This is a genomic window from Streptomyces sp. NPDC002817, assembly GCF_053592055.1.
Window position 1 is genome coordinate 383,568 of sequence record NZ_JBSFUY010000006.1, and the last position, 23,550, is coordinate 407,117.

General features: G+C 71.2%; 22 protein-coding genes and 1 pseudogene. 7 read left to right on the plus strand and 16 right to left on the minus strand.

Going from position 1 to position 23,550, the window contains the following annotated elements; all coding sequences use genetic code 11:
- Positions 1–41 precede the first annotated feature (41 nt).
- From ACWD3I_RS15200 to ACWD3I_RS15210, 3 genes are all read right to left on the minus strand, one after another.
- A complete protein-coding gene (locus ACWD3I_RS15200) occupies positions 42–1,052 on the minus strand; it encodes an N-acetylglucosamine kinase (RefSeq protein WP_365410861.1) in 1,011 nt (336 codons plus the stop codon).
- Positions 1,049–1,726 (minus strand): uracil-DNA glycosylase, encoded by a 678-nt coding sequence (locus ACWD3I_RS15205; RefSeq protein ID WP_365410858.1) that lies wholly within the window; start codon positions 1,724–1,726, stop codon positions 1,049–1,051. Before ACWD3I_RS15205 ends, ACWD3I_RS15200 begins: the two co-directional genes overlap by 4 nt.
- A gap of 72 nt (positions 1,727–1,798) precedes the next feature.
- Positions 1,799–2,881 carry a WD40/YVTN/BNR-like repeat-containing protein gene (locus tag ACWD3I_RS15210; protein WP_365410855.1) on the minus strand — a complete coding sequence of 361 codons (1,083 nt, stop codon included), beginning with the start codon at positions 2,879–2,881 and terminating at the stop codon, positions 1,799–1,801.
- Positions 2,882–3,163: 282 nt separating this feature from the next.
- Between ACWD3I_RS15210 and ACWD3I_RS15215 the strand changes: the two genes are divergently transcribed.
- Entirely contained in the window at positions 3,164–3,763 is a 600-nt protein-coding gene (locus tag ACWD3I_RS15215; protein WP_451084101.1) for an Rv1733c family protein, read from the plus strand.
- 11 nt (positions 3,764–3,774) lie between these two features.
- Here ACWD3I_RS15215 and ACWD3I_RS15220 read toward each other — a convergent pair whose 3' ends face one another.
- Entirely contained in the window at positions 3,775–5,778 is a 2,004-nt protein-coding gene (locus ACWD3I_RS15220) for a HEAT repeat domain-containing protein (RefSeq protein WP_365408229.1), read from the minus strand.
- 123 nt (positions 5,779–5,901) lie between these two features.
- Positions 5,902–7,542: a DNA alkylation response protein gene (locus ACWD3I_RS15225; RefSeq protein WP_365408232.1), complete on the minus strand. Its 1,641-nt coding sequence runs from the start codon at positions 7,540–7,542 to the stop codon at positions 5,902–5,904.
- 65 nt (positions 7,543–7,607) lie between these two features.
- Between ACWD3I_RS15225 and ACWD3I_RS15230 the strand changes: the two genes are divergently transcribed.
- Complete coding sequence (locus ACWD3I_RS15230) at positions 7,608–8,339, plus strand: PaaX family transcriptional regulator C-terminal domain-containing protein (RefSeq protein WP_365408234.1); 732 nt, start codon at positions 7,608–7,610, stop codon at positions 8,337–8,339.
- Positions 8,340–8,402: 63 nt separating this feature from the next.
- On the opposite strand, the gene ACWD3I_RS15235 is transcribed toward ACWD3I_RS15230, so the two are convergent.
- Positions 8,403–9,173, minus strand: a complete 771-nt coding sequence (locus tag ACWD3I_RS15235) for a pectate lyase (RefSeq protein ID WP_365408237.1) — start codon at positions 9,171–9,173, stop codon at positions 8,403–8,405.
- A gap of 39 nt (positions 9,174–9,212) precedes the next feature.
- Positions 9,213–9,891 (minus strand): annotated as a pseudogene (locus tag ACWD3I_RS15240) (pectate lyase family protein); the annotation flags it as partial.
- A 351-nt stretch (positions 9,892–10,242) separates the two neighbouring features.
- Between ACWD3I_RS15240 and ACWD3I_RS15245 the strand changes: the two are divergent.
- Positions 10,243–11,559 (plus strand): extracellular catalytic domain type 1 short-chain-length polyhydroxyalkanoate depolymerase, encoded by a 1,317-nt coding sequence (locus tag ACWD3I_RS15245; RefSeq protein WP_365408240.1) that lies wholly within the window; start codon positions 10,243–10,245, stop codon positions 11,557–11,559.
- A gap of 359 nt (positions 11,560–11,918) precedes the next feature.
- On the plus strand, positions 11,919–12,545 hold the full coding sequence (locus ACWD3I_RS15250; protein WP_365408243.1) for an NADPH-dependent F420 reductase: 627 nt from the start codon (positions 11,919–11,921) through the stop codon (positions 12,543–12,545).
- Between the two features lie 3 nt (positions 12,546–12,548).
- On the opposite strand, the gene ACWD3I_RS15255 is transcribed toward ACWD3I_RS15250, so the two are convergent.
- Positions 12,549–13,628, minus strand: coding sequence for an NADH:flavin oxidoreductase/NADH oxidase (locus ACWD3I_RS15255; protein ID WP_365408246.1), 1,080 nt, complete (start codon positions 13,626–13,628; stop codon positions 12,549–12,551).
- Positions 13,629–13,748: 120 nt separating this feature from the next.
- On the opposite strand from ACWD3I_RS15255, the gene ACWD3I_RS15260 reads away from it, so the two are divergent.
- A complete protein-coding gene (locus tag ACWD3I_RS15260) occupies positions 13,749–14,102 on the plus strand; it encodes an ArsR/SmtB family transcription factor (RefSeq protein ID WP_365408249.1) in 354 nt (117 codons plus the stop codon).
- Here the strand turns inward: ACWD3I_RS15260 and ACWD3I_RS15265 are convergent.
- Both ACWD3I_RS15265 and ACWD3I_RS15270 read right to left on the minus strand, forming a co-directional pair.
- Entirely contained in the window at positions 14,022–15,410 is a 1,389-nt protein-coding gene (locus ACWD3I_RS15265; protein ID WP_365408251.1) for a nucleobase:cation symporter-2 family protein, read from the minus strand. The genes ACWD3I_RS15260 and ACWD3I_RS15265 overlap by 81 nt on opposite strands.
- Before the next feature lie 105 nt (positions 15,411–15,515).
- Positions 15,516–16,859: an FAD-dependent oxidoreductase gene (locus tag ACWD3I_RS15270; RefSeq protein ID WP_365408254.1), complete on the minus strand. Its 1,344-nt coding sequence runs from the start codon at positions 16,857–16,859 to the stop codon at positions 15,516–15,518.
- 199 nt (positions 16,860–17,058) lie between these two features.
- Here ACWD3I_RS15270 and ACWD3I_RS15275 point away from each other — a divergent pair, with 199 nt between their 5' ends.
- Positions 17,059–17,520: a DUF6214 family protein gene (locus ACWD3I_RS15275; protein WP_365408257.1), complete on the plus strand. Its 462-nt coding sequence runs from the start codon at positions 17,059–17,061 to the stop codon at positions 17,518–17,520.
- 28 nt (positions 17,521–17,548) lie between these two features.
- Here the strand turns inward: ACWD3I_RS15275 and ACWD3I_RS15280 are convergent, their stop codons facing one another.
- A complete protein-coding gene (locus ACWD3I_RS15280; protein ID WP_365408259.1) occupies positions 17,549–18,184 on the minus strand; it encodes a DUF305 domain-containing protein in 636 nt (211 codons plus the stop codon).
- Positions 18,185–18,281: 97 nt separating this feature from the next.
- On the opposite strand from ACWD3I_RS15280, the gene ACWD3I_RS15285 reads away from it, so the two are divergent.
- The gene (locus ACWD3I_RS15285; protein ID WP_365408262.1) at positions 18,282–19,781 is read left to right on the plus strand and encodes an LVIVD repeat-containing protein; all 1,500 of its coding nucleotides are present in this window, start codon (positions 18,282–18,284) and stop codon (positions 19,779–19,781) included.
- On the opposite strand, the gene ACWD3I_RS15290 is transcribed toward ACWD3I_RS15285, so the two are convergent.
- The 5 genes from ACWD3I_RS15290 to ACWD3I_RS15310 all read right to left on the minus strand — a co-directional run bounded on the left by ACWD3I_RS15290 (position 19,769) and on the right by ACWD3I_RS15310 (position 23,483).
- Positions 19,769–20,446, minus strand: a complete 678-nt coding sequence (locus ACWD3I_RS15290) for a TetR/AcrR family transcriptional regulator (RefSeq protein WP_365408264.1) — start codon at positions 20,444–20,446, stop codon at positions 19,769–19,771. The genes ACWD3I_RS15285 and ACWD3I_RS15290 overlap by 13 nt on opposite strands.
- A 153-nt stretch (positions 20,447–20,599) precedes the next feature.
- Positions 20,600–21,316, minus strand: coding sequence for an HAD family hydrolase (locus ACWD3I_RS15295; protein WP_365408267.1), 717 nt, complete (start codon positions 21,314–21,316; stop codon positions 20,600–20,602).
- A gap of 9 nt (positions 21,317–21,325) precedes the next feature.
- Positions 21,326–21,826, minus strand: coding sequence for a hypothetical protein (locus ACWD3I_RS15300; RefSeq protein WP_365408270.1), 501 nt, complete (start codon positions 21,824–21,826; stop codon positions 21,326–21,328).
- Positions 21,823–22,494 carry a phosphatase PAP2 family protein gene (locus ACWD3I_RS15305; RefSeq protein ID WP_365408273.1) on the minus strand — a complete coding sequence of 224 codons (672 nt, stop codon included), beginning with the start codon at positions 22,492–22,494 and terminating at the stop codon, positions 21,823–21,825. The genes ACWD3I_RS15300 and ACWD3I_RS15305 overlap by 4 nt, the downstream gene beginning before the upstream one ends.
- 53 nt (positions 22,495–22,547) lie before the next feature.
- Positions 22,548–23,483, minus strand: a complete 936-nt coding sequence (locus ACWD3I_RS15310; RefSeq protein WP_365408276.1) for a M56 family metallopeptidase — start codon at positions 23,481–23,483, stop codon at positions 22,548–22,550.
- Positions 23,484–23,550 lie beyond the last annotated feature (67 nt).

Consider the following 23,550-nt stretch of genomic DNA (forward strand, 5'->3'; position numbering starts at 1 on the left):
GATGAGTTACGTACGGATCGGAAGCGGCGGCCGTGTCTGGATCAGTCGCTCGATCCGGTCACCACGTACAGCATCGCCCTGTCACCCGGCAGAGTGAGCGCCCCGGTCGCGAGATCGACCGCGATCCGCACGGACCCGTGCAGCGGATCTCCGGCCGACGGCACCCGGCGCGCGTGGGGCAGCCGTCTCGCCAATTCCTCCTCCAGGGGTACGAGAAGGGGGGCGCCGATCTTGAACAGGCCACCGGTGAGGGCGACATCGGGCGTTCCCCCGGCGGGACAGACGGCGGCCGCGGACTCGGCCATGTGCCGGGCGGCGGTACGCAGGATGTCCGCGGCGACGGGGTCGTCCGGGGCGCAGGCGGCGACCTGGGGAACGAAGGAGGCGAGGACGGCCGGACGGTCCGGGCGCGGATAGAGCCGGCCGGGCAGCCCGGGCATCGCCCCGAACAACTCCTCGGCGGCGGTCAGCAGTCCGGTCGATCCCCCCGGCCGCCCGTCGTAGGCACGCAGCGCGGCCTCCAGGCCGGCCCGTCCGATCCAGGCACCACTGCCGCAGTCGCCGAGGAGATGGCCCCAGCCGTCCGCACGGCGCCACCGCGTCAGATCCGTCCCGACGGCGATCAGACCGGTGCCGGCGGCGACCACGGCACCGGGCACCGACCCGAGGGCGCCCGCGTAGGCGGTGACGGCGTCGGCGACGAGCGCGACCTGACCGACTCCGAACTCCCGCCCCAGGGCGTCCGGGAGCTCGGCACGCAGGGCCTCGCCGAGCGTGCTGAGACCGGCGGCGCCGACGACGGCGGTGCGCAGCCGGGCCACATCCGTCTGCGCGGTCAACGTCCGCACCATCGGCACCAGTTGTTCCATCAGATGGGCGGGGTCGATGCCCCGCGCCCCGGTGCGCACCGGTTCCCGTGACTCCCGCTGCGCCAACGCCCCGCGCTGCACCGTCCCCACGACGGCCCGCAGACCGGAGCCACCCGAGTCGACGGCGAGAAATCCGGAGTCGTCGACGGGGAGAGCCGCGGAGGACGCCCCCGCCCCGATCACGGCAGGCGCCAGTCCACCGGCTCTCCGCCCTGCCCGACCAGCAGGTCGTTGGCCCGGCTGAACGGGCGGGAGCCGAAGAAGCCGCGGTCGGCCGACATGGGGGAGGGGTGGGCGGACTCCACGGACGGAAGGTTGCCCAGCAGCGGGCGGAGGTTGCGGGCGTCGCGGCCCCACAGAATGGACACCAGCGGCTTGCCGCGAGCGGCCAGCGCCCGTATCGCCTGCTCGGTGACCTCCTCCCAGCCCTTGCCGCGGTGCGCGGCCGGCTTGCGCGGGGCCGTGGTGAGCGCCCTGTTGAGAAGCAGCACGCCCTGCTGGGTCCACGGCGTCAGATCGCCGTTGGACGGCTGGGGCAGGCCCAGGTCCGTGTTCAGCTCCCGGTAGATGTTGATCAGGCTGCCGGGCAGCGGCCGCACCTCCGGCGCGACCGAGAAGCTCAGCCCCACCGCGTGTCCAGGCGTCGGATACGGATCCTGTCCGACGATCAGCACGCGGACGTCGTCGAAGGGCTGCTGGAAGGCCCGTAGGACGTTCGGGCCGGCCGGGAGATAGGTGCGTCCCGCGGCGATCTCCGTCCGCAGGAAGTCACCCATCTCGGCGACGCGTCCGGCGACGGGTTCGAGGGCCTTCGCCCAGCCCGGTTCGACGATTTCATGCAAGGGTCGTGGAGCCACGGCGTCACCCTACTGCCGTACAGACAGGGGTGATCAACCGGTGGCCAAAGCCCGACCGTCCCCCCTCGTGACTCATCCGACCACCGCGGCCCGCACACACAGCACGTCCGGCAGATGCGACGCGAGCTGCTGCCAGCTGTCGCCGTCGTCGGCCGATGCGAACACCTCGCCGTTGCGGTTGCCGAAGTACACGCCCGCCGGGTCCGCGTCGTCGGTGCACAGCGCGTCCCGCAGCACCGTGCCGTAGTGGTCCTCCTGAGGCAGCCCCGCCGAGAGCGGCTCCCAGCTCTTGCCCGCGTCCGCCGTACGGAAGACCCGGCAGCGGTGGTCGGCCGGGACCCGGTCCGCGTCGGCGTTGATCGGGAACACATACGCCGTGTCGCCGCGGTGCGGATGCGCCGCCGCCGCGAAACCGAACGTGGACGGAAGGCCCTCGCCGATGTCCGTCCAGTGCGCGCCCGCGTCGTCGCTGCGGTACACGCCCCAGTGGTTCTGCAGATACAGCCGGTCCGGAGTCGCCGCGTCCTGGGTGACCTTGTGCACGCACTGGCCGAACTCGGGGTTCGGATCGGGCAGGAACACCGCGGAGACACCGGAGTTGGAGGGTGCCCAGCTCGCGCCGCCGTCGGTCGTCCTGAACACCCCGGCCGTCGAGACGGCGACCGTCACCGCCTGCGGGTCCCGCTTGTCGGTCAGGACCGTGTGCAGCCCCTCACCGCCGCCGCCCGGCACCCACTTGGACCGCGTGGGGTGCTCCCACAGCGGGCGTACCAGCTCGAAGGTCTCGCCGCGGTCCTCGGAGCGGTACAGCGCGGCCGGTTCCGTGCCCGCGTACACCACGTCCGGCTCCGCGGCCGCCGGATGCAGCTGCCAGACCCGCTCCAGCGAAGCCCCGGTGTCCTTGGGGAACTTGACGGCCGGCTGGGCCGGCTCGGTCCAGCTGCGCCCCAGATCGGAGTGGAACACGGACGGCCCCCAGTGCGCGCTGTCGCCACCGGCCAGCAGCCGTGGTCGCTCGCCGCGGGTGTCGATCGCGACCGAGTACACGGCCTGTGCGTTGAAGTAGGGACTCTCGTCGAACTCCCAGGTCCCACCCCGCCTGCGCCCGATGAACAGGCCCTTGCGGGTGCCCACGGCGAGCAGTACCTCGGTCATGCCGACCACCTCCATGACGTCGTTGTCCCGGATATCGGCCAGTCTGCACCCAGGCACTGACAGTCACCCCTGGAAACCGCTCCGCCGCAGGTCAGGGGCGAGTCAGAGCGGGGACGGCAACCGCTTGAGGGGAGCTGCGGGCCGCTTTGCGCACGTCGCGGCCTCGGGGGTGTGACCCGTGCGACGGCCGTGCCGGCGGCCGCGCCCTGAGCACCGAGGAGCCGTCCCCCGTATGGAAAGGCGGTCCGGCAGGTTCGCGCGTTCATGAGGAGGAAGCCTTCGATGGCGTTCCGTGGTTCGAAGGTGTGGTCATGGCGCTGGCGGCGCAATCCGCTCAAGCGCCGCGCCGACAAGGTGGAGGCCTGGATCGTGCTCGGGGCCTGGCTGCTCACCGCCCTCACCGGGGTGCTCGCCGGTATGGGCGCCACCCGCTCCGTCGAGCACAGCCTGGCCCGCGAGCGCGTCGAGTGGCGGCAGGTCGAGGCGCAGCTCGTGGAGGAGGCGCCCGGGACGTTCGCCGGGCAGACCGGGACGGCGAGCAGCGACCAGGTGTGGGCGAAGGTGCGCTGGGCGGCGACGGACGGCTCGTCCCGCACCGGCCAGGTCCGCGTCCGCCCCGGCAGTCCCTCGGGCACCACGGTCGGCGTATGGACGGACCGGGAGGGCCGGCTGGTCACCCGTCCGGCCACCGCCTCCCAGGCCGCCCTGCGCGCCTGGCTGATCGGCGGCCTGGTCGGCGCGAGTGCCGCCTTCGTGCCCTTCGCCGCCGGCCGCGTGCTGCGCGGCCGCCTGGAAGGCCGCCGCATCGACCAGTGGGACACCGAGTGGGAACGGTTCGGGCCGATGTGGAGCGGGCGACGGGCAGAGGGCGGCTCGTGGTGAGGAGGCCGCGCCTACGCGTCCCTCAACGTCTCCCGGCACACGTCCAGCAAGCGCTCGTCGGTGAAGACGTCGTGCATTCCGTATCCCTCGGGCGCCGTGTGCCGTCGCGGGGCGGCCAGTTCGGTCCGGAGCAGGTCATGCAGGGCGACTCCTTCCGGGCCCATGGCCGCGATGCACTCGGCGATGGGGACGCGGGTGTGCACGTTCCCCGCCCACGCGTCGCGCAGCACCGGAAGGGCGAGCTCCGAATCGCCCGCGATCCGCCACAGCGCGCACGCCACCGACGTGCGCTCCCACGGGTGCGAGGCTCCGATCCGCCGCCGCAGCCCCTCGACCGCGGGCTCGGCGACCGGCCCCATCCGGGCCAGTACGTCGGCCGTGGCCCCGAGCCGACCGGCGCCTTCGCCCTCCAACGCCCGTATGAGAACAGGCAGGACAAGATCGGTATCGCCCTCGATCGCCCACAGTGAATCCGCCGCGGCGACCGCGCTCCCGCCCTCCAGCAACCTCCGGACCACCGGTGTCGCCTCGCGTGCCGCAGCCCCCAGTGCCCCGAGCGTCCGGAGCCCCGCCTCCGCCAAGGCGTCCCTCGACCGGTAGTCCTCCGGCACCCCGAGCAGCAGCCGCAGCACCAGCGGCACGCTTTCCCGGTCGCCGAGTTCCCCCAGCGCCGCCATCAGCGGCGCGGCACGGTCGTAGACGTCCGACGTGTCGAGGGGGACGCTCGCGAGCCTTTCCCGCAGCGCGGGCGCGAGCGGGACCGCGGCCTGTCCGAGGTGCCGGACGACCCGGCCCAGCTCGTCGGGCACGTCGGGCCCCGCGAGCACCTCGCCCAGGACCGGCACCGCTCGTGGATCCCCGCACCTGGCCAGCGCCTTGAGCGGCCCGCCCAGCCAGGACACGCCCCGCTCCACGGGCTGCACCCACAGATCGGGGCGCCGCGTCACCAGCGCGGCAAGGTCGTCGGCGGCGGGCACGGCCAGGTCGAACAGGCCCTCCAGGACGGACGTCGCGGCCTCGAGCAACCGGCCCTCCTCGGCCCTCAGCTGAGCCCCGATCAGTGCGACGGGCCCGCTGTGGTCGCCGCGCCACTCGCCGATCAGCCCCATCGACATCCACACGGCGTTGCACCGGTCGGTCGGGTCCGGGCTGGTCAACTGTCCGTCGAGCAGGGCGATCCGGTCGTCCACCCGGTCGCCCAGCGCGGTGTGCAGGGTACGCAGCAGCTGAGATCCCTCCTCGTCCGAGGGGCGTAGCAGCCGCAACCGGCCGACCAGCGTGTCCGTGTCCGGACGGTCGGGTTCGCACGGCGCGACGGGCCGCTGCCCGGATCGCTCCCGGAGCAGTCGGACGACCGTGGAAACCAGGTCGGCCGGGAGCCGGTCAGGAGCACAGCCCGCGAGCTGTCCGAGCGCGGCCAGCCGCAGCCCGGGGCCGAACGGCGGTGCGCTCTGGGCCTCCAGGAGGTCGACGGCCTCCGTCGCGTGCCCGGGGTGGTGGCGGGCGAGGAACCCGAGTCCCTCGGCCAGCGCGAGCAGCACCCGGTCGTCCCGCTCCACCCTGATCCGCTCCCGCAGCAGGCCCAGCACATGGGCCGGTTCGTCGAGGAACCGCACGACGGCTCTCGCGGCCGCCCCGCGCACCGCGGCGTCGGCGTCCCCGGCCAGCCGCTCGAAGACCTCGGCACCCGACCGCACGGCCGTCCTGGCCATGGCGTACGCGCCGCCCTCGGACACCTCGCCGTCCCCGCCGATGCTGACCAGGAGCGCCACGATCTCGCCCCGCTCCGGCACCTCCTCCCGCGCGGCGAGCGCGAAGAGGAACGGCACGCAGGCGAGTGTCGAGTCGTACACGTCTCCCTGGTGGTGCACGGCCCCGTACATCCCGTCGAGCGCGATCTCCCGTTCGGTGGCGTCCGCGGAGGCCAGCCCCCTCAGCAGGCCGGGCACGTCCTCCGCGCTGCCGTACGCATGCCGCATCGAAGCCCAGTCGACCTCGTCGATCCCCGTGAACACGCTGTCCTCCCCCATGCGAAACGCCAACTGATCGGAGTCTGCACCACGGCACTGACAACGAAGCGGAATCGTGGGGTGACTGTCTGCCAACGGCCCTACGGTGGCCGGTCGTTGCTCCCTCGGTCAGTCTTCGCCGGGCAGCGCACGGCCCAGGATCGCGCCCAGGTCGGCCGTGTCGGGAAGCGTGCCGAACGCGTGCCCCCAGTCACCGCCCAGCCGGGTGGCACAGAAGGCGTCGGCGACCGGGGCCGGGGCGTGGCGGACCAGCAGGGAGGCCTGAAGGGTCAGCGCCATCTGTTCCACGAGCCGTCGGGCGCCGGTCTCGGACGCCGAGGCCAGCAGCCCCCGCAACCGGGTCACGGCCGCGTCCAGGTGGGCGTCCGCCCCCTGCGCCAGGGCGAGTTCGGTGAACAGGGCGTCCACCGTGCCGGGTTCCTTCACCAACGCCCGCAGCACGTCGAGGGCGTTGACGTTCCCCGAGCCCTCCCAGATCGACAGCAGGGGAGCCTCGCGGTAGTGGCGGGGCATGCCCGAGTCCTCCACATAGCCGTTGCCGCCCAGGCACTCCAGGGCCTCCGCGGTGAATGCCGGACCCCGCTTGGTGACCCAGTACTTGCCCACGGCCGTCGCGATGCGCCGGAAGGCCTGCTCGCCCTCGTCGCCGCGCACCGCGCGGTCGGCCGCCCCGGCCAGCCGTAGCGTGAGCGTCGTCGCGGCCTCGGACTCCAGGGCCAGATCGGCGAGCACGTTGCGCATCAGCGGCTGGTCGGCCAGCCGGGCACCGAACGCGCGGCGATGGCGTGCGTGGTGGCCCGCCTCGACGAGCGTCTTGCGCATCAGCGTCGCCGACATCATCACGCAGTCCAGGCGGGTGCAGTTGACCATGTCGATGATCGTCTTGACGCCCCGCCCCTCGGCCCCGACCAGCCAGGCGACGGTCCCCTCGAACTCGGGCTCGGAGGAGGCGTTCGACCGGTTGCCCAGCTTGTCCTTGAGCCGCTGGACGCGGAACGTGTTCCGGCTGCCGTCGGGCAGGATGCGCGGCACGAGGAAGCACGACAGCCCCTCCGGCGCCTGTGCCAGCACCAGGAAGACATCGCACATCGGCGCCGACGTGAACCACTTGTGCCCGCGCAGCGTGTACACGCCGGGCTCGGCGGTGGGGGTGGCCGTCGTGCTGTTCGTGCGGACGTCGGAGCCGCCCTGCTTCTCGGTCATCCCCATGCCCGCCAGCAGACCGCGCTTCTCGGTCGGCACCCGCAGGACCGGGTCGTACTCCCGGGCGGTCAGCAGCGGTTCGTAGACCTTCGCGAGCTCCGGCTGGTGGCGCAGGGCCGGGACGGCGGCGTACGTCATCGAGGTCGGACAGCCGTGCCCGGCGTCGGTGTGTCCCCAGGCCAGCCCGCCCGCGGTACGGGCGACATGGGCGCCCGGCCGGCCGTCCGCCCAGGGCGCCCCGGCCTGCCCCTCGGTGACGGCGACCCGCATGAGGTGGTGCCAGCTCGGATGGAACTCGACCTCGTCGACGCGATGCCCGTACCGGTCGTGCGTGCGCAGCACGGGCTCGTGGCGGTTGGCGAGCTCGGCCCACTCCTGGGCCTGCGCGCTCCCGGCCAGCCGCCCGAGCCGCCGTACGTCCTCCTCGGCCCAGCCGGCACCCTCGCGGCGCAGTCCTTCCAGGAGGGCCGTGTCCTCGGACGCGTCGTACGGGGCCAGAGGAGGGGGCTGATTGGTGACGTCGTGCGTCGCGCTCGTGGAGTCCATGGATCGAGTGTTGCACTATCGCTGCGGTCGTAGCAATTGTGCAACACGACATACAGTACGTGACCATGCGGACGAACATCACGGTGCGGCCCGACGAGCCGGAACTGCGCCCGCTCTCCGCGCGCTCGGTCGTGCTGAGCCTGCTGCTGGGGGTGCATCCGCCCGAACTGCCGGTGAAGGAGCTCGTGCGCCGCGTGGAGCCCTTCGGTGTCGGCGGCTCCACCGCGCGGGCCGCGCTCAGCCGGATGGTCGCGGCCGGTGACCTGCGGCGCACGGACACCGTGTACCGGCTCAGCGACCGGCTGCTGGAGCGTCAGCGGCGCCAGGACGACGCCGTGCTTCCACGCACGCGCGCGTGGAGCGGCGACTGGGAGATGCTCGTGGTCACCGCGACGGGACGCGGTCCCGCAGAACGGGCAGACCTGCGCACCCGGCTGACCGCCCTGCGGCTCGCCGAACTCCGCGAGGGTGTCTGGCTGCGTCCCGCCAACCTGCGCCGCCCGCTGCCGGATGACCTCGCGCCGGTGGCCGAGCGGTGTACCGCCCGCCCGGACCGCCCCGCGGGCGAACTGGCCGCCGCCCTCTGGTCGCTCGACGCCTGGGCGGCCACCGGCCGGGCCCTGCTCGCCCACGCCGCCCGCGCGGATGGCCCCGCGGAGCTCTTCACCGCCTTCGCGGCGGTCGTACGACACCTGCTCGCCGATCCCGTCCTGCCCGGCGAACTCCTGCCCGACGGCTGGCCGGGGGAGGCCCTGCGTGCCGCGTATGCGAACTACCGCCGGGAGCTGGGCACATGATGCGGCGGCCGTGCGAAGCGCCGTGCGGGGACGCTTCGTACGGCCGCCTTCACCGTGGGGGGACTACCTGTAGGTGATGTCCGAGGTGGAGTACAGGCAGTTGGTGCTGTCGGGGCCTGTGCCCACCGCGGTGGTGTTGTTGTACTTCTGGCAGGGCACGACCTTGCGGCTGGAGTCGTTGAGGATCGTGATGCCCCTCAGCGTCGCCACGTCGTTGCGGTTGACGTTGATGCCGACCAGGCGCGCGGTGGACCCGGTGCCGGTCACCTCGATATTGCTGAGGTTGACCTTGCGCGTGTACTGCGTGGAACAGTCGCCACAGGACCGGTACAGCGTCTTGAACTCGCTGACGGCGAAGTTGGAGATGTTCACGGTGCCGGGTCCGTTGTGCTGGAAGACCTTGTCCGCGGCCTTCTTGGCGCCGCCGCCCGTCACGGTGTACGTGGAGCCGCCGCGGAAGGTGGCGGCGTCCTCGCCGACGTCCTCCCACCACACGTTCTGGAGGGTGCAGTTGCCCTCGCAGTGGATGCCGTCGGCGCCGGGCGCGCCGATGATGACGTTCTTGAGGGTGGCTCCGGCCGCGAGTTCGAAGATCGGGTCCTGGCCCTCCTCCTGTCCGTCACCTGCCAGGTCGCCGCTGCCGTAGTAGCGCTTCATCCCGCCGTCCACGGTGCCGGAGACCGGGATGGTCGCGGACACCGGCACGCTGCTGGAGGGCGTGGGCCAGGTGGCCGCGTTGGCCGGAGCGGCTCCGGTAGTCATGATCATGCCAAGCGATAAACCGAGAGCGGCCGTCGCGCCGGTCAGCGCGCGCGTACGTGGTGCAGAAGTCATGTCCCGATTCCTTCTGTCCGTCGAGCGGTCGAGGGGGTGTCAGAGCTTTCCGGCGCCCGCGCCGGACGTCACCGAGGCGACGGCGGTCGAGGCGGACTCCGGGGTGTAGCCGTACGGCGGGCCGGTGAAGCTGCCCGTCCGGGAGATCTCGGTCGCGGCCCCGCCGAGATCGTTGCCGCGCAGATTCGCGTAGCCGTCCACGTCACTGCTGCGGTTCGTGGTGACAGCGACTCCCGTGTTGCGGAAGACGTTGTTCTCCACGAGCATCTGGGCGCCCATGCGCGAGTGGCAGGCGGTCTCCGCGCCGTCCACGTGGTTGTTGGAGAAGTGCCTTGTCCCGAAGCGCAGGCTGGGGATGCGCGAGTGGACGTTGCTGAACCGGTTGTGGTGATGCGTCACCCTCAAGTGCCCGGTGTCCTTGCTCGCGTTGCTCCTTGAAGGTGTTCCACGACACCGTGACGTTGCCGGAAGCGTGGTCGATGTCCAGCAGGCCGTCGTAGGAGTCCTTGTCGTGACTCCGGTCGGCGGAGAAGGAGTTGTGGTCGATCCGCACCTTCGTCGACGCCTGCACCTCGATGCCGTCGGCCGGCGCGAGGGGCGTGCTGATGTTCAGGTTGCGGACGACGACGTCGGTGGCCTTCTTCAGCCGTAGCCCGCCCCCGGTGAACCCGGACGACGAACCGACGCCCAGGACCGTGGTGTCGGAGCCGACGTCGACCGCGGCCGGCATCACCGCAATTCTTCGCGCATGTGTACGTGGGGGGAGAGTACGCATGGGGGTGCGTCCCTTCGGGAGGGCCCTACTCGAACATCTACTTGAACGCCGTTCGCTGATCTGAACAAGGATGTGCGGACATTGTGACCTCCAGGGCTTCTTGTTCAGCCTGCTGGACACGCTGCTGAACGGAACGTAGAGGGCAAGCGCTTTCTAGTCAACGCTTTGCGCACAACGGATCGAGTCGGCAACAGGGTGCGTGGGAGCGCTTCCATGACAGCCATGTGCATGTCACCATGCCTGTTACTCCCCTCAGCGATGCCCCCACGAGCCGCCATCACGAAGGGACCCACCGTGTCCGCCACTGCCGGCACCCTCGCGAGGAGACCGCTGCGCGCGGTCCTCGTCGCGCTCCACGCACTGCTGGTGGCGTTACTCGCCGCCGGCTTCCTCGCCGCCCCGCAGGCCTCCGCCCGCGAGGAGGTCGCCCCGACCGCAACGCTCACCGAGATCACGAACTTCGGTACGAACCCCAGCAACCTGCAGATGTACCTGTACGTCCCCGAGAGCGTCACCGAGAACCCGGCGATCGTCGTCGCGGTCCACTACTGCACCGGTTCCGGCCCGGCGATGTACTCGGGCACCGAGTACGCCTCGCTCGCCGACCAGTACGGATTCATCGTCGTCTACCCGTCGGTCACCCGCTCCAGCAAGTGCTTCGACGTCGCCTCGCCCCAGGCGCTGCGGCGCGGCGGAGGCAGCGACCCGGTCGGCATCAAGTCCATGGTCGACTGGACGGTCGAGGCGTACGACGCCGACACCAGCCGCATCTTCGCCACCGGCATCTCCTCCGGCGCGATGATGACCAACGTCCTGCTCGGCGACTACCCCGACGTGTTCGCCGCGGGTGCCGCCTTCTCGGGCGTGCCGTTCGGCTGCTTCGCCACCACCGACGGCTCCGAGTGGAACAGCGCCTGCGCGCAGGGCACCGTGGCCCACACCGCACAGGAGTGGGGCGACATCGCCCGCGCCGCCTACCCCGGTTACACGGGACCCCGGCCGCGCATGCAGGTGTGGCACGGCACCGAGGACGACGTACTGCGCTACCCCAACTTCGGCGAGGAGATCAAGCAGTGGACGAACGTCCGCGGCGTCAGCCAGACCCCGGCGGCCACGGACACACCCCAGTCCGGCTGGACCCGCACCCGCTACGGCGGCACCGGTGACCAGGCCCCGGTGGAGGCCATCAGCCTCCAGGGCGTGGGCCACAACCTGTACGCCTGGGGCATGGCGGCCCGAGTCCTCACGTTCTTCGGTCTCGACAGCGACGGCCCCGCACCCCAGCCCCCGGCCGGCCCCTGCAAGGCGACCGTGACCACCAACGCGTGGAGCACCGGGCTGACCGCCTCGGTGACGATCACCAACACCGGCACGACCACGCTCAACGGCTGGCAGCTCGGCTTCACCCTGCCCACCGGCCAGACCATCACCAACGGCTGGAACGCCACCTACGCGCCGAGCTCCGGCGCGGTGACGGCGACGAACGCCTCGTACAACGCCACGCTCGCCCCGAACGCGAGCGTCAGCATCGGCTACCAGGCGACGCACACCGGCAACAGCGCGGCGCCGGGCGCGTTCACCCTCAACGGAACGGCCTGCACGACCGGTTGACGTCCCCAGGGGGGCGGCCGGAGCTCCTCCGGCCGCCTTCCGGCGGTTCAGTACGGCAGCACGCGCCCCGAAGGTGTCCGGCGGTCGATCTTCTCGTCCCGGGGTGCTGCGGGGCGGCGGCTGACGCGGATGCGGATCTGGCGGTTCATGGCACCCTCCTCACGTTCGATGTGGCCAGCCTTGTCGTCGGGGGCCCCCGGCGCATCGTGCGTATGGAGACATCGACCCCGACCTTCCGGGAGTACGTGCCGGGGGCGCCGTACTCCGGAGGGAGGACCACGGGACTAGGTCACAGGTGCCGGTCCGACCGGGGCCGTGGACCGATCCGCCGAGAGCCGGCCGCTGGCTAGCGTCACGGCATGCGTATAGGACTGCTCGGCACCGGCAATGTCGCCCGCGCGCTGGCCCACGGCTGGAGCGCCGCGGGACACGATGTGCTCCTCGGTTCCCGAAGGCCCGAGGAGCGTTCCGGCCTCGGCCTTCCCGTGACGGATCTCGGTGCGACGGCGGCGCACGCGGAGGCACTGGTCAACGCCACCCCGGGGACCGTCTCCCTGGAACTGCTGCGGTCCATCGGGGCCCCGGCGCTGGCCGGCACCCTGTTGATCGACGTCGGGGTCGGTCTCTCCGACGACTACACCGAGCTCTCGCACCCCAACGGCAGCCTGGCCGAACAGATCCAGGAGGCCTTCCCTCTGACCCCCGTCGTCAAGACCCTCTGCACCATGGACTCCACGGCGATGACCGCCCCGGACGGGCTCGACGGCCCGAGCACCGTCTTCCTCTCCGGCGACGACGCCGCGGCCAAGCGGACCGCCGGCCTGCTGCTCACCGACCTCGGCTGGCCCCCGTCGTCCCAGCTGGACATCGGCGGCATCGCCACGGCGCGGGGTCAGGAGCACTTCGCCCTGCTCTTCATGGGCATCGCGGGAGGGCTGGGGTCCCACACGTTCAACATCAAGGTGGTGCCCCGCCGCCCCGCGTGAGGCTCAGACCGACCGGTGGTACTGGTCCGGCACATGCACGTCCCCGCCCAGCTCCCGCGCCGCGTGCCGCGCCCACGACGGGTCGCGCAGCAGCTCACGGCCCAGCAGCACCGCGTCCGCCTCGTCGTTGACCAGGATCTTCTCGGCCTGCTCGGGCTCGGTGATCATGCCGACCGCGGCCACCGGCAGCGAGGTCTGCGCCTTCACCCGGGCGGCGAAGGGGACCTGGTAGCCGGGGCCGGTCGGGATGCGGACACCGGAGGCGTTGCCGCCGGTGGAGACGTCGAGGAGGTCGATGCCGTGGGCCTGGAGGTCGGCGGCGAAGCGGACCGTGTCGTCCGCCGTCCAGCCGCCCTCCTCCAGCCAGTCGGTCGCCGAGACACGGAAGAACAGCGGCTTGTCGTCCGGCCACGCCTTCCGTACGGCGTCCACGACCTCGAGGGCGAAGCGGGTGCGGTTCTCGTACGAGCCGCCGTAGGTGTCCGTGCGGTGGTTCGAATGCGGGGAGAGGAAGTTGCTGATCAGATAGCCGTGGGCGCCATGGATCTCGGCGACTTCGAAACCCGCGGCGAGGGCGCGACGGGCCGCGTCCGCGAACTGGCCGACGACCTCCTGGATCTGAGCGACCGTCAGCTCGGTCGGCACCGCGTGCCGTTCGTCGAAGGCGAGCGGGCTCGGCCCCAGCGGCTGCCATCCGTCCCCGTCCGTGCCGAGCGGCGCGCCGCCCTTCCACGGCCGGTCCGTGGCCGCCTTGCGGCCGGCGTGTGCGATCTGGATGCCCGGCACCGTGCCCTGGGACACCAGGAAACGGGTGATCCGGCGGAACGCCTCGACCTGGGTGTCGTTCCAGATCCCGAGGTCGTACGGCGAGATCCGGCCCTCGGGGCTCACCCCCGTCGCCTCGACGATGATCAGCCCTGTGCCGCCGGCCGCGCGGGCCGCGTAGTGCGCGAAGTGCCAGTCGTTCGGCGCCCCGGTCTCCGGGCCCTCGGGCGACGCGGAGTACTGGCACATCGGCGGCATCCACACCCGGTTGGGGATCGTCAGATCGCGCAGGGTGTAGGGCTCGAAGAGGGCACTCACGGCGGGCTCCAATCGTCACGGGACCGAGTGGTCTGCTCGTACGATAGGCATCGTAGTACGGAGAGTGTCAAACTACGAGAGGTCTCGTACAATGGGGTTCCCGAAGAGTCTGGAGCCGCCGTGACCTCTCCCGCCGTCAGCACCCGCGACCTTCCGCACCCGGCGCGCGAGGAGATCCGGCTGGAGCCGATCCTGCACGCGCTCTCCGACCCGATGCGGCTCCAGATCGTGCGAGAGCTCGCCGCCGTGGGCGACGAGCTCTCCTGTTCGCAGTTCGAGCTGCCGGTCACCAAGTCCACGACCACACACCACTTCCGGGTGCTGCGCGAGGCCGGGGTGATCCGGCAGATCTACCGGGGCACGGCCAAGATGAACGGTCTGCGCAAGGACGACCTAGACGACCTCTTCCCGGGACTTCTCGACAGTCTCCTCGGTGCCGCCTCCCGCCAGGCCGGCCGCCTCGGGAGCGACTGAACCGGCCTTCGAGGGAAGGTGGTTGAACAGCAGGTTGAGCACGATCGCCGTCAGGCAGCCCGCGCTGATGCCGCTGTTCATCACCGTCTGGAACCAGTCCGGGAACTTCTCGTAGACCGTCGGCACCCCGACCGGCAGCATGCCGATGGCCACCGAGACGGCCACCACCGTCAGGTTGTTGTTGCCCTTGAAGTCGACCTGCGTGAGCGTCCTCAGCCCGCTCGCCGCGACCGTCCCGAACATCACCAGACCCGCACCGCCGAGCACCGGCGCCGGTATGGCGGCCACGACCGCGCCCAGCTTGGGCAGCAGGCCGAGCAGGACGAGGATGCCGCCCGCCGCGGCGACGACCCAGCGGCTGCGGACCCGGGTCATGCCGACGAGACCGACGTTCTGCGCGTACGCCGTGTACGGGAAGGTGTTGAAGACGCCGCCGAGGACGGTGGACAGGCCGTCGGCGCGCAGACCGTCCGCGAGGGAGCGCGGCTCGACCTTGCGGTCCGTCATCTCACCGACCGCGATCAGGTCCCCGGTCGTCTCGGTCATCGTCACGAGCGCCACGACCAGCATCGAGACGATCGCCGAGAACTCGAAGGTGGGCGCACCGAAGTGGAACGGCGTGCTGATGCCGAGCCAGTCCGCGTCGCCGACCCCGCCGAAGTCCGTGAACCCGAACGGAACCGCGATCGCGAGCCCGACCACGATGCCGATCAGGACGGCGATCCGGCTCAGGAAGGCCGGCGCGAACCGCTGCACACCCAGCACGACGAGCAGTACGAACGCGGCGAGCCCGAGGTTCTTCGGCTCCCCGAAGTCGGCCGCACCGACGCCGCCCGCGGCCCAGTTGCCCGCGACCGGGAGCAGCGACAGCCCGATGATCAGGATCACGGTGCCCGTGACCAGCGGCGGGAAGAAGCGCAGCAGCTTCCCGAACACCGGCGCCAGCAGCATGATCGCGAGCCCCGCGACGATCACCGAGCCGTAGATCGCGGGCAGTCCGCCACCGGTGGTGCCGATCAGCACCATGGGCGACACGGCGGCGAACGTACAGCCCTGCATGATCGGCAGGCGCACGCCGAAGCGCCAGAACCCGATGCACTGGATGAGCGTCGCTATGCCGCACACCAGGAGGTCGGCGGTGATGAGGTACGCGAGGTCGGCGGCCGACAGTTTCATCGCGCTGCCGACGATCAGGGGGACGGCCACGGCTCCGGCGTACATCGCGAGGACGTGCTGGAGGCCGAAGGCGGCCAATTGGCGTACGGGTGGGACTTCGTCGACGGGGTGCACGGGAGCGGTTGTCGTCATGGGCGAGACCGTAGGCTCCTTGAACAGTTTGTTGATTTCGGGTGGGTTGCTGCTTCGTTTCCGGGTGCGGGTCGTGTGTGACTGGTCGCGCAGTTCCCCGTGCCCCTAACCGGCGTTGCCGTGCGCCGCGATCATCAGGGACTGCCAATCCGGGAGTTTCACCACTCCCCGTCCCAGCGATGCCCCTAGTTCCGCCTCCGCACGCTCGATCGCGCACCAGCCCGCCCACTCCACCGGCTCGATCCCGTCCGCCCGCAGCCCCGCCAGCGGATCACCGGGCAGCTCTTCGCGTACGAGCATCCCGGCATCCTCGATCAACGACGTCACCGTCTCCTTCGCACACGGCCGATTCGTGCCGATCACCCCGGTCGGCCCCCGCTTGATCCACCCCGCCACGTACTCACCCGGCGCGACGGCCCCCTCGCGCAGCACCCGCCCGGCGAGGTGCGGCACCGTGCAGGTCGCGGGGTCGAACGGCAGCCCCTCCAGCGGCACCCCGCGATAGCCCACCGATCGCAGCACCAACTGGGCCGGGATGTCCTCGTACCGGCCCGTCCCCGTCACCCCGCCCCGTCCGTCCGGCACCGTCCGCTCGAAGCGCACCACGCCAACCCGCCTGTTCGCGGCGAGGAGTTCGACCGGACGCAGGAAGAAGCGCAAACGGATCCGGCGTGACGCGGACCGCCCCGGAGCCGTGGCCCAGCCGCGCAGCACCTCCACATTGCGGCGCGGTGCGGCGGCCAGCGCGGAGGGGTCGAGGTACGCCGGATCCAGCGCCAACTCCTCCGGATCCACCGTCACTTCCGTGTCCGGCAGACCGCCCAGCTCGCGCAGCTCCTTGGTGGTGAAGCGGGCCTGGGAAGGGCCTCGCCGGCCCACCATGTGGACCTCGGTCACCCGGCTCGCGGCCAGCGCGGAGAGCGCCGCCTGCGGCATGTCCGTGGGGCTCAGCTCCGCGGCGCCCCGGGCCAGCATCCGCGCCACGTCGACCGCGACGTTCCCCACGCCGATGACCACGGCCGAGCGGGCGTCGCGGACGAAGCCGTCGTCGACGGCGTCCGGATGGGCGCTGTACCAGGACACGAACTCGGTCGCCGACCAGCTGCCCGGCAGGTCCTCGCCGGGAACGCCCAGATGCCGGTCGGTGGCGGCCCCCACGCAGTACACGACCGCGTGGTACAGCTCCCGCAGCCGGGCGGCGGGCACCCCGTCCTCGCCCACCCGCACCCCGCCGAGGAAGCGCACCCGCTCGTGCTCCAGGACCGTGCGCAGATTGTTCTGGAGGGACTTGATCTTCTCGTGGTCCGGCGCCACCCCGTAGCGCACCAGGCCGTACGGGCACGGCAGCCGGTCCAGGACATCGACGTGGACCGACGGATCCAGCTGGACGAGACTCTGGGCGGTGTAGCACCCGCTCGGCCCGGAGCCGACGACGGCGACACGAAGCACGGCGGTACTCCTTATCCGAGGGATCAGAGGAGATCGCTGATGCCTCCAGCATCGCACCGTCGCTGCTGCGCTGACAGGGTGCTGTACGGGTCCGTGGACGCGTGTCCGTTGGTATGGAAAGTGATCATGCGGTTACGTTGCGTGTGTGCTAGAAGCATCGTTTCTTAATCTTTCTGATCGTTGCCCGACGGACGGTGCCGTGTCCGTGTGGCCCGCGTGGGAAGTGCGGGAGGGCGAGGGCGCGACAGCCTGGTTCAACGTCCGGCTGGCGTTCACCGACGGTGCCCGGGTCGAGGCGCTCGCCGTCGTGGCCGAGAGGCAGGTCTCGATCGAGGACGTCCGGGCCCAGCCGGCGCTCTCCCTGGACGACCTCGCGGTGTTCGCCGACTGGATCGAGGGTCCGCTCTTCGAGGCGTGCGGTGCCGGACCGGCGGAAGGGGAGGACGAGCCGGCCGGATCGCGGCGTGCCCGGCCGGCCTGGCCGCGTGGAGTCGAAGGCCGACTGCTGCTCGCCCAGGAGTACCGGGCGGCCCAGGAGGACGGCGTCGACCCGGTGCTCGCGGTGATGTGCGCGACCGGCCACAGCCGCCGCAAGTCGCTCCGGTTGATCGCGCAGGCGCGCGACGCCGGGTACCTGACGCCACGTCACGCCCGGCGCTGAGTGCGGCTGTTGCGGTCGGCGAGGGCCTCTACTGCATGTCCCGCATCCGGGAGATCTCGGCCGTCTGCTGGGCGACCACGTCGTCGGCCATCTCCTCGATCCGGATGTTGTTGCCCTGACCCTTCACGTCGGTGGCCATGGTGATCGCCCCTTCGTGATGCGTGATCATCAGGGTGAGGAAGAGCTGGTCGAAGGCCTTGCCCTTGGCGGCCCGCAGCTTGTCGATCTGTGCCTCGGTGGCCATCCCGGGCATGGAGGCGTGGTCGTGCGCGTCGCCGCCCTGGGTCTCCTCCTTGTCGTATGTCTTCAGCCAGCTCCGCATGGCGGCGATCTCCGGCCCCTGGGAGGCCTTGATCCGCTCGGCCAGCTTCTCGACCTTCGTGGACTGCGCGCGCTCCGGGGCGAGTTCGGTCAACTCCAGTGCCTGCGTGTGGTGCTCGATCATCATCCGGGCGTACGAGACGTCCGCCGAGTTGGGGGAGTCGTCCTCGGCGCGCTGGTCCGCGGCCTCGTCGGCGGAGAGGGTGCGGTTCGCCTCGCCGGGCTTGCCGGGCACGAGCACCGACGGTCCGCTCGGGGCCGGCGTCGCGTCCGAGTCCGCGTCGCAGGCCCCAAGTCCCAGCATCGCGAGGGCGGTGAGGGCCACCGGAGCGAAAAACTTCATTGCGATCTTGTTGCCCCCTGTTGGTATGTGCATGGCGAAGACAATACTTCGGTGGTGCGTGACCCGTTCCGAGGTGAACGGAACTAGGGAGGAAACAGTGATCCTGTTGAAGAATCCCCGAACGCGGCACAGACGACCGGGAGTTGCCACGGCCGCGGCCGGGCTCCTGGCGGCGCTGCTGACGGCGGGACCCGCGGCCGCGACCCCCGACCCCGGGGACGGCTCGACCGTGGGCGAGGAAGTGTCCCAGAGCACCGAGGCCGAGGTCCGGGCCGCGATAGCCGACGGCGAGATACCCGGCAAGGACGAGATCGTCCACTCCGACAACATCGAGCATGTGGCCAACTCGCCCAAGGCTTTGGCGAGTCTCAACTCGGACCTGGCGTTCCAGGGCAAGTACGCCTTCTCCGGCAACTTCGACGGCTTCGTCATCTACGACATCAGCAACCCGAAGGCACCGAGGACCGTTTCCCAGGTCCTGTGCCCCGGTTCCCAGAACGACATCTCGGTCTCCGGCGACCTGCTCTTCCTGTCGACCGACTCCTCGCGCACCGACAACAGCTGCAACAGCACCACGCAGCCCGCGACGGAGAAGTCCTCCTGGGAGGGCATCAAGGTCTTCGACATCAGCGACAAGGCGAACCCGAAGTACGTCGCCGCCGTCGAGACCGCGTGCGGCTCGCACACCCACACCCTGGTGCCCGAGCGCAAGAACGTCTATGTCTACGTCTCCTCGTACTCGCCGAACGCCGCGTACCCCGACTGCCAGCCGCCGCACGACGGCATCTCCGTCATCAAGGTGCCGCGCAAATCCCCGCAGAAGGCGGCGGTCGTGAGCTTCCCGGTGCTGTTCCCGGGTGAGGGCCCGGACGGCGGCGGCAACCCCGGTGGGCCCACCAACCCTGGCGTCTCCAAGACCACCGGCTGCCACGACATCACGGTGCTGCCCTCGAAGGACCTGGCGGCGGGTGCCTGCATGGGCGACGGCATCCTGTTCTCCATCAAGGACCCCGAGAACCCGAAGGTCGTCGACCGGGTGCAGGACAACGTCAACTTCGCGTTCTGGCACTCGGCGACCTTCAACCAGAAGGCCAACAAGGTCGTCTTCACCGACGAGCTGGGCGGCGGCGGCGCGGCCACCTGCAACGCGGCGATCGGTCCGAACCGCGGCGCCGACGGCATCTACGACATCGTCGGCAAGGGTGACAAGCGCAAGCTGGTCTTCCGCAGCTACTTCAAGATCCCCCGCCACCAGGCCGACGTCGAGGTCTGCGTGGCCCACAACGGCTCGCTGATCCCGGTCAAGGGCAAGGACATCATGGTCCAGGCCTGGTACCAGGGCGGCGTCTCCGTCTGGGACTTCACCGACTCCTCCAAGCCGAAGGAGATCGCCTACTTCGAGCGCGGCCCGGTCAACACCGAGCAGCTCACCACCGCCGGTCCCTGGTCGGCGTACTACTACAACGGCTACATCTACTCGAACGACATCGCCAAGGGCTTCGACGTCCTGAAGATCAAGGACCGGCGCACGGACCCGGCGAAGTGGGTCCGGCTGGACGAGCTCAACGTCCAGACGCAGCCCGACTACTTCGACTGACCGGCCGCGGGATCCCCGGTCGCGAAGAAGCGCGACAGATCGGTCTCGTACGTCCCGTCGGACGCCTCATCGGTGTCCGGCGGGACGCCCAGTTCCCAGTCCAGCCGGTAGCGCCCGAACAACTCGGCCCGCAGCACCGGGATGGGCATCGGCGCGCCGGGCACCAGGGCGGCGTAGACCGAGCCCATGAGCAGGGCGCGCAGCATCGGGTAGTCGGCGTCGACGTCCTTCGAGCCGTTGCGGGCGACGGTGTCCCGTAGCAGTTCGGCCAGGCGGCGCTGTTCCGGGCACGGCATGAAACCCTCGGCGTGCAGCAGTCCGGCCATGTGCTGGCGCATCAGTACGGGCCGCTCCCGGGCCAGGCCCAGGATCGCGTCGATGGCCCGCGCCATCCGCTCCCTGCCGTCGTCGGTGCGCGGCTCGCGCTCCAGCGCCTCCTCCAGCGTGCGGTGCATCAGCCGGTGCACGGCGGACTGCACGAGCTGGCGTTTGCCGGGGAAGTAGTACGACGTCAGCCCGCGCGCCGAGCCGGCTCGGTCCGCGATGTCGCCGAGCGTCGTCGCCTCGTAGCCGTGCTCGGAGACCAGCTCGAGCGCGGCCTGCAGGAGCCGCTCCCGGGAACGGCGGCGCAACTCTTCATTGACCGAGGCGCTGCGCGGGGACATGCTGTAACTCCTGCGTTGACTGGTTACCAGCCAACTATACTCAGCACGTCCGGACCGGCCGGTGAAACGGCTGGTCAGGGCTGCCGTCTGTCTCGGGCGACGCGGGGGATCGCCCGAGGCGGGCGGTTTTTCCGCCTCAGTGGTGGCCTGAGGCTACTTACCGGCGATGTTCTCCCGAGCCCCGTCCATGAGATCCAGCACCGCCAGCAGCCCGTCCGGGCGCTGGGCCACCGGCAGATGGTCCACGAAGTGCAGCCCGCACCCCAGCGCGGCCGCACCGCCGTCGGCCCGGCGGTCGTCACCGACCATCAGGGTCCTGCGCGGGTCGGCCCCGAGGCTCTCGCAGGCGAGGGCGAACAGTCGCGGATCCGGCTTCTGGACGCCGTGCTCGTACGACAGGGCATAGGCGTCGACGTACGGGTCGAGGCCGTGCTCCCGGAACACGGGCCGCAGGTCCCACCCGATGTTGCTCACGATCCCGACGCCGACCCCGCGCTCGCGCAGCACCCGGAGCACCTCGGCGGCGTCCGGGTAGGGCTGCCAGGCGGACGGTGACCGGTGGCGGTCGTAGAGCTTGTCGTGCAGCCGCGGGTCGGGCAACGGCACCTGCCGCGAGAGCCCGGTGTAGGTGGCCCGGTGCAGCTCGGCGCTCTCGTCCCGGGTCGCCCACCGGCTCGCCAGTTCCTCGGGCACCCGCACCGGATTCGCCCCGCCCGGCAACGCCCCCGCCACCTCCAGCGCCTTCGCCGCCGCGGTGATCTCGGCCTCGGGGAGCGCGATCCCGGACTCCGCGAGCGTTGCGCGCAGCCAGGACTCGGTGGACTCGATGCGGAACAGGGTCCCGGAGAAGTCGAACAGCACTGCGATCATGCCGAGATCCTACGAGTCGACGTTCCACTCGACCGGAAGATCACTGCCGCAGAACACGCACACGAACTCGCCCTCACGCACCACGGAACACTCCCGGCACCGCTCGCAGCGACGGAAGACCACCTCGTGGGTGAAGCGGCCGGGATGGCCGACACCGGCGGCCTCCAGGGCATGGGCGACCGCGCGCCACGACGTGAGGTCCGGGCAGTAGCCGGTCGACTGGTTGCTGATCTCGTGGGCCGTCCACGGCCCGGACGCGCGGCTGAAGGCCATCTCGCCCGCCGCCAGCACGGGACGGCCGCCCGCGCAGGCCACGTGCTCGCTGCGCCGCGGCGCGAGCCGCAGCCGGCCGTCCGGGTCCACGACGAAGGTGTACGGCTCCCGCGCCTCGGCCTCGCCGCGCTCGGTCACCCAGGCGCCCAGGTCGGCCGGGGAGCCGATGGCACGGCCCTCGGAGCCGGGGCGGACCGCCGCCCGGATCTCCGCCGGTCCCACGTAGCGGTAGCTCACGTCCTTCGCCGTGCGTGCACCAGCACCGCCACGGCCACCACCAGCACCCCCAGCAGCCAGCCGCCCACGACGTCCGAGGTCCAGTGGACGCCGAGCCAGATACGGGTGAGGCCGACGCCGACGACGGAGAGGAGGGAGACGGCCAGGACCGTGCGGAAGACGCGGCGGTCGGCGCCATGGTGATGCAGGAGCCACAGCAGGAGGCCGCAGACGACCGTGGCCGTCATGGCGTGGCCGGAGGGGTAGGCCGCGTAGCGGGCCGAGTCGACGGGGTCCGGCCAGACCGGGCGGGGACGGTCGACGGCGGCCTTGAGCCCCTGTTGCAACAGGGTGCCCAGCAAGCACGTGATCCCCAGCCACAGGGCCGTCCACCATGCTTGGCGCCGCCACATCAGCCACAGCGCGACCACCGTGCACAGCAACCGCATCGTCCACGGGTCCCACACCCAGTCCGTGAGGATGCGGAAGGCCTGAGTGAGCCCTGACTCGTCCACCGCCCAGCGGTGCGTGGTCGTCGCGATGTCCTGGTCGAGACTCATCAGGGGATGCCACCGGACCGCGACCAGGGTGAGCAGCAGTATGGAGCACACGGTCAGAACACCGGCCGAGCGGAGGGCGGTGCGCTGGTCCTGCGGGCGGGACGGGGCGTCGACGGGCGGCGAGTGCATACTACGATCCTCGCCGACCGGCGGGGCAGGAGGCGAATTCCGCCGGACAGGCCCTATCCGAGCGCCCGCAATCCCGGCACGAACGCCACCAGGACCGGAACCACCGGCACCAGTGCCGCCGTCGCCGTCAGGCGCAGCCGACGGGCCGCCGTGAGCCGGTCCGGGGGAGTGAGCAACCGGTTCACCCGCTGCGGGACATGGGCCTGCGGGGTCGGGCAGGGGCCGAACACCCCCCGGTCCTCGTTGAGTTCCACCAGCGCCAGCGCGGTCGTCAGACGCCCGAAGCGGCGCGAGGCCATGTCGTCCGCGGCGAGCTCGACGAGCCGGTGCATCTCGTCGCGGAACGCGGCGAACACCGGAACCTGCGGAAACCCGCCCGCCAACGCGCCGGAACTGTGCAGCAGCCAGTCGTGCCGCGCCTGCGCGTGACCCTCCTCGTGGGCCAGCAGAGCGTCCAGCTGCCGCCCCTTCAGGCGGCGCAACGCGGCCGTGGTGATCACCAGTTGGGGCGCCGACCCGGGCAGCCACCAGACGTCGGGGCGCTCGCCCTCCAGGACCACGAGACGACCGGTGGCCCGCTCCTCGCCGGGCAACATCGGGGCCCGCACCAGGAGTTCGGCCCTGCGCAGCCGACGCCGCGCACGCGCCCGTACGACCTCCCGGACCAGCATCGCCGCGCTCCACACCCCGCCCAGCGCCAGCGTCACCGCGGTCGTCGCCGCCCAGCTGCCGCCCCTGCCGAGCGCGTACGCCTCCACGACCCCGGACGGCGCCGGCGCGAAGACATGGCCGCGGACCGCCTGCCAGGCCGCGGCCGCGCTGAGCGTCATCGACAGGGCGCAGCACAGGAGTACGGCCGCCACCGCGCACTGCCACACCCACAGGGCGACCACGGGTTCACGGTCCACCCAGTCGACCCGGGCGAGCAGCCGAGGGGCGAGGACGGCGGTCAGCGCGCCGAGCAGCAACAGTGCCGCGGGGACCATCATGGGAGCACCCTATGAGCGGCTCACCGCCCAGGGGTACGGCCCACGAGGGCAAAGTGACGCAGGACAC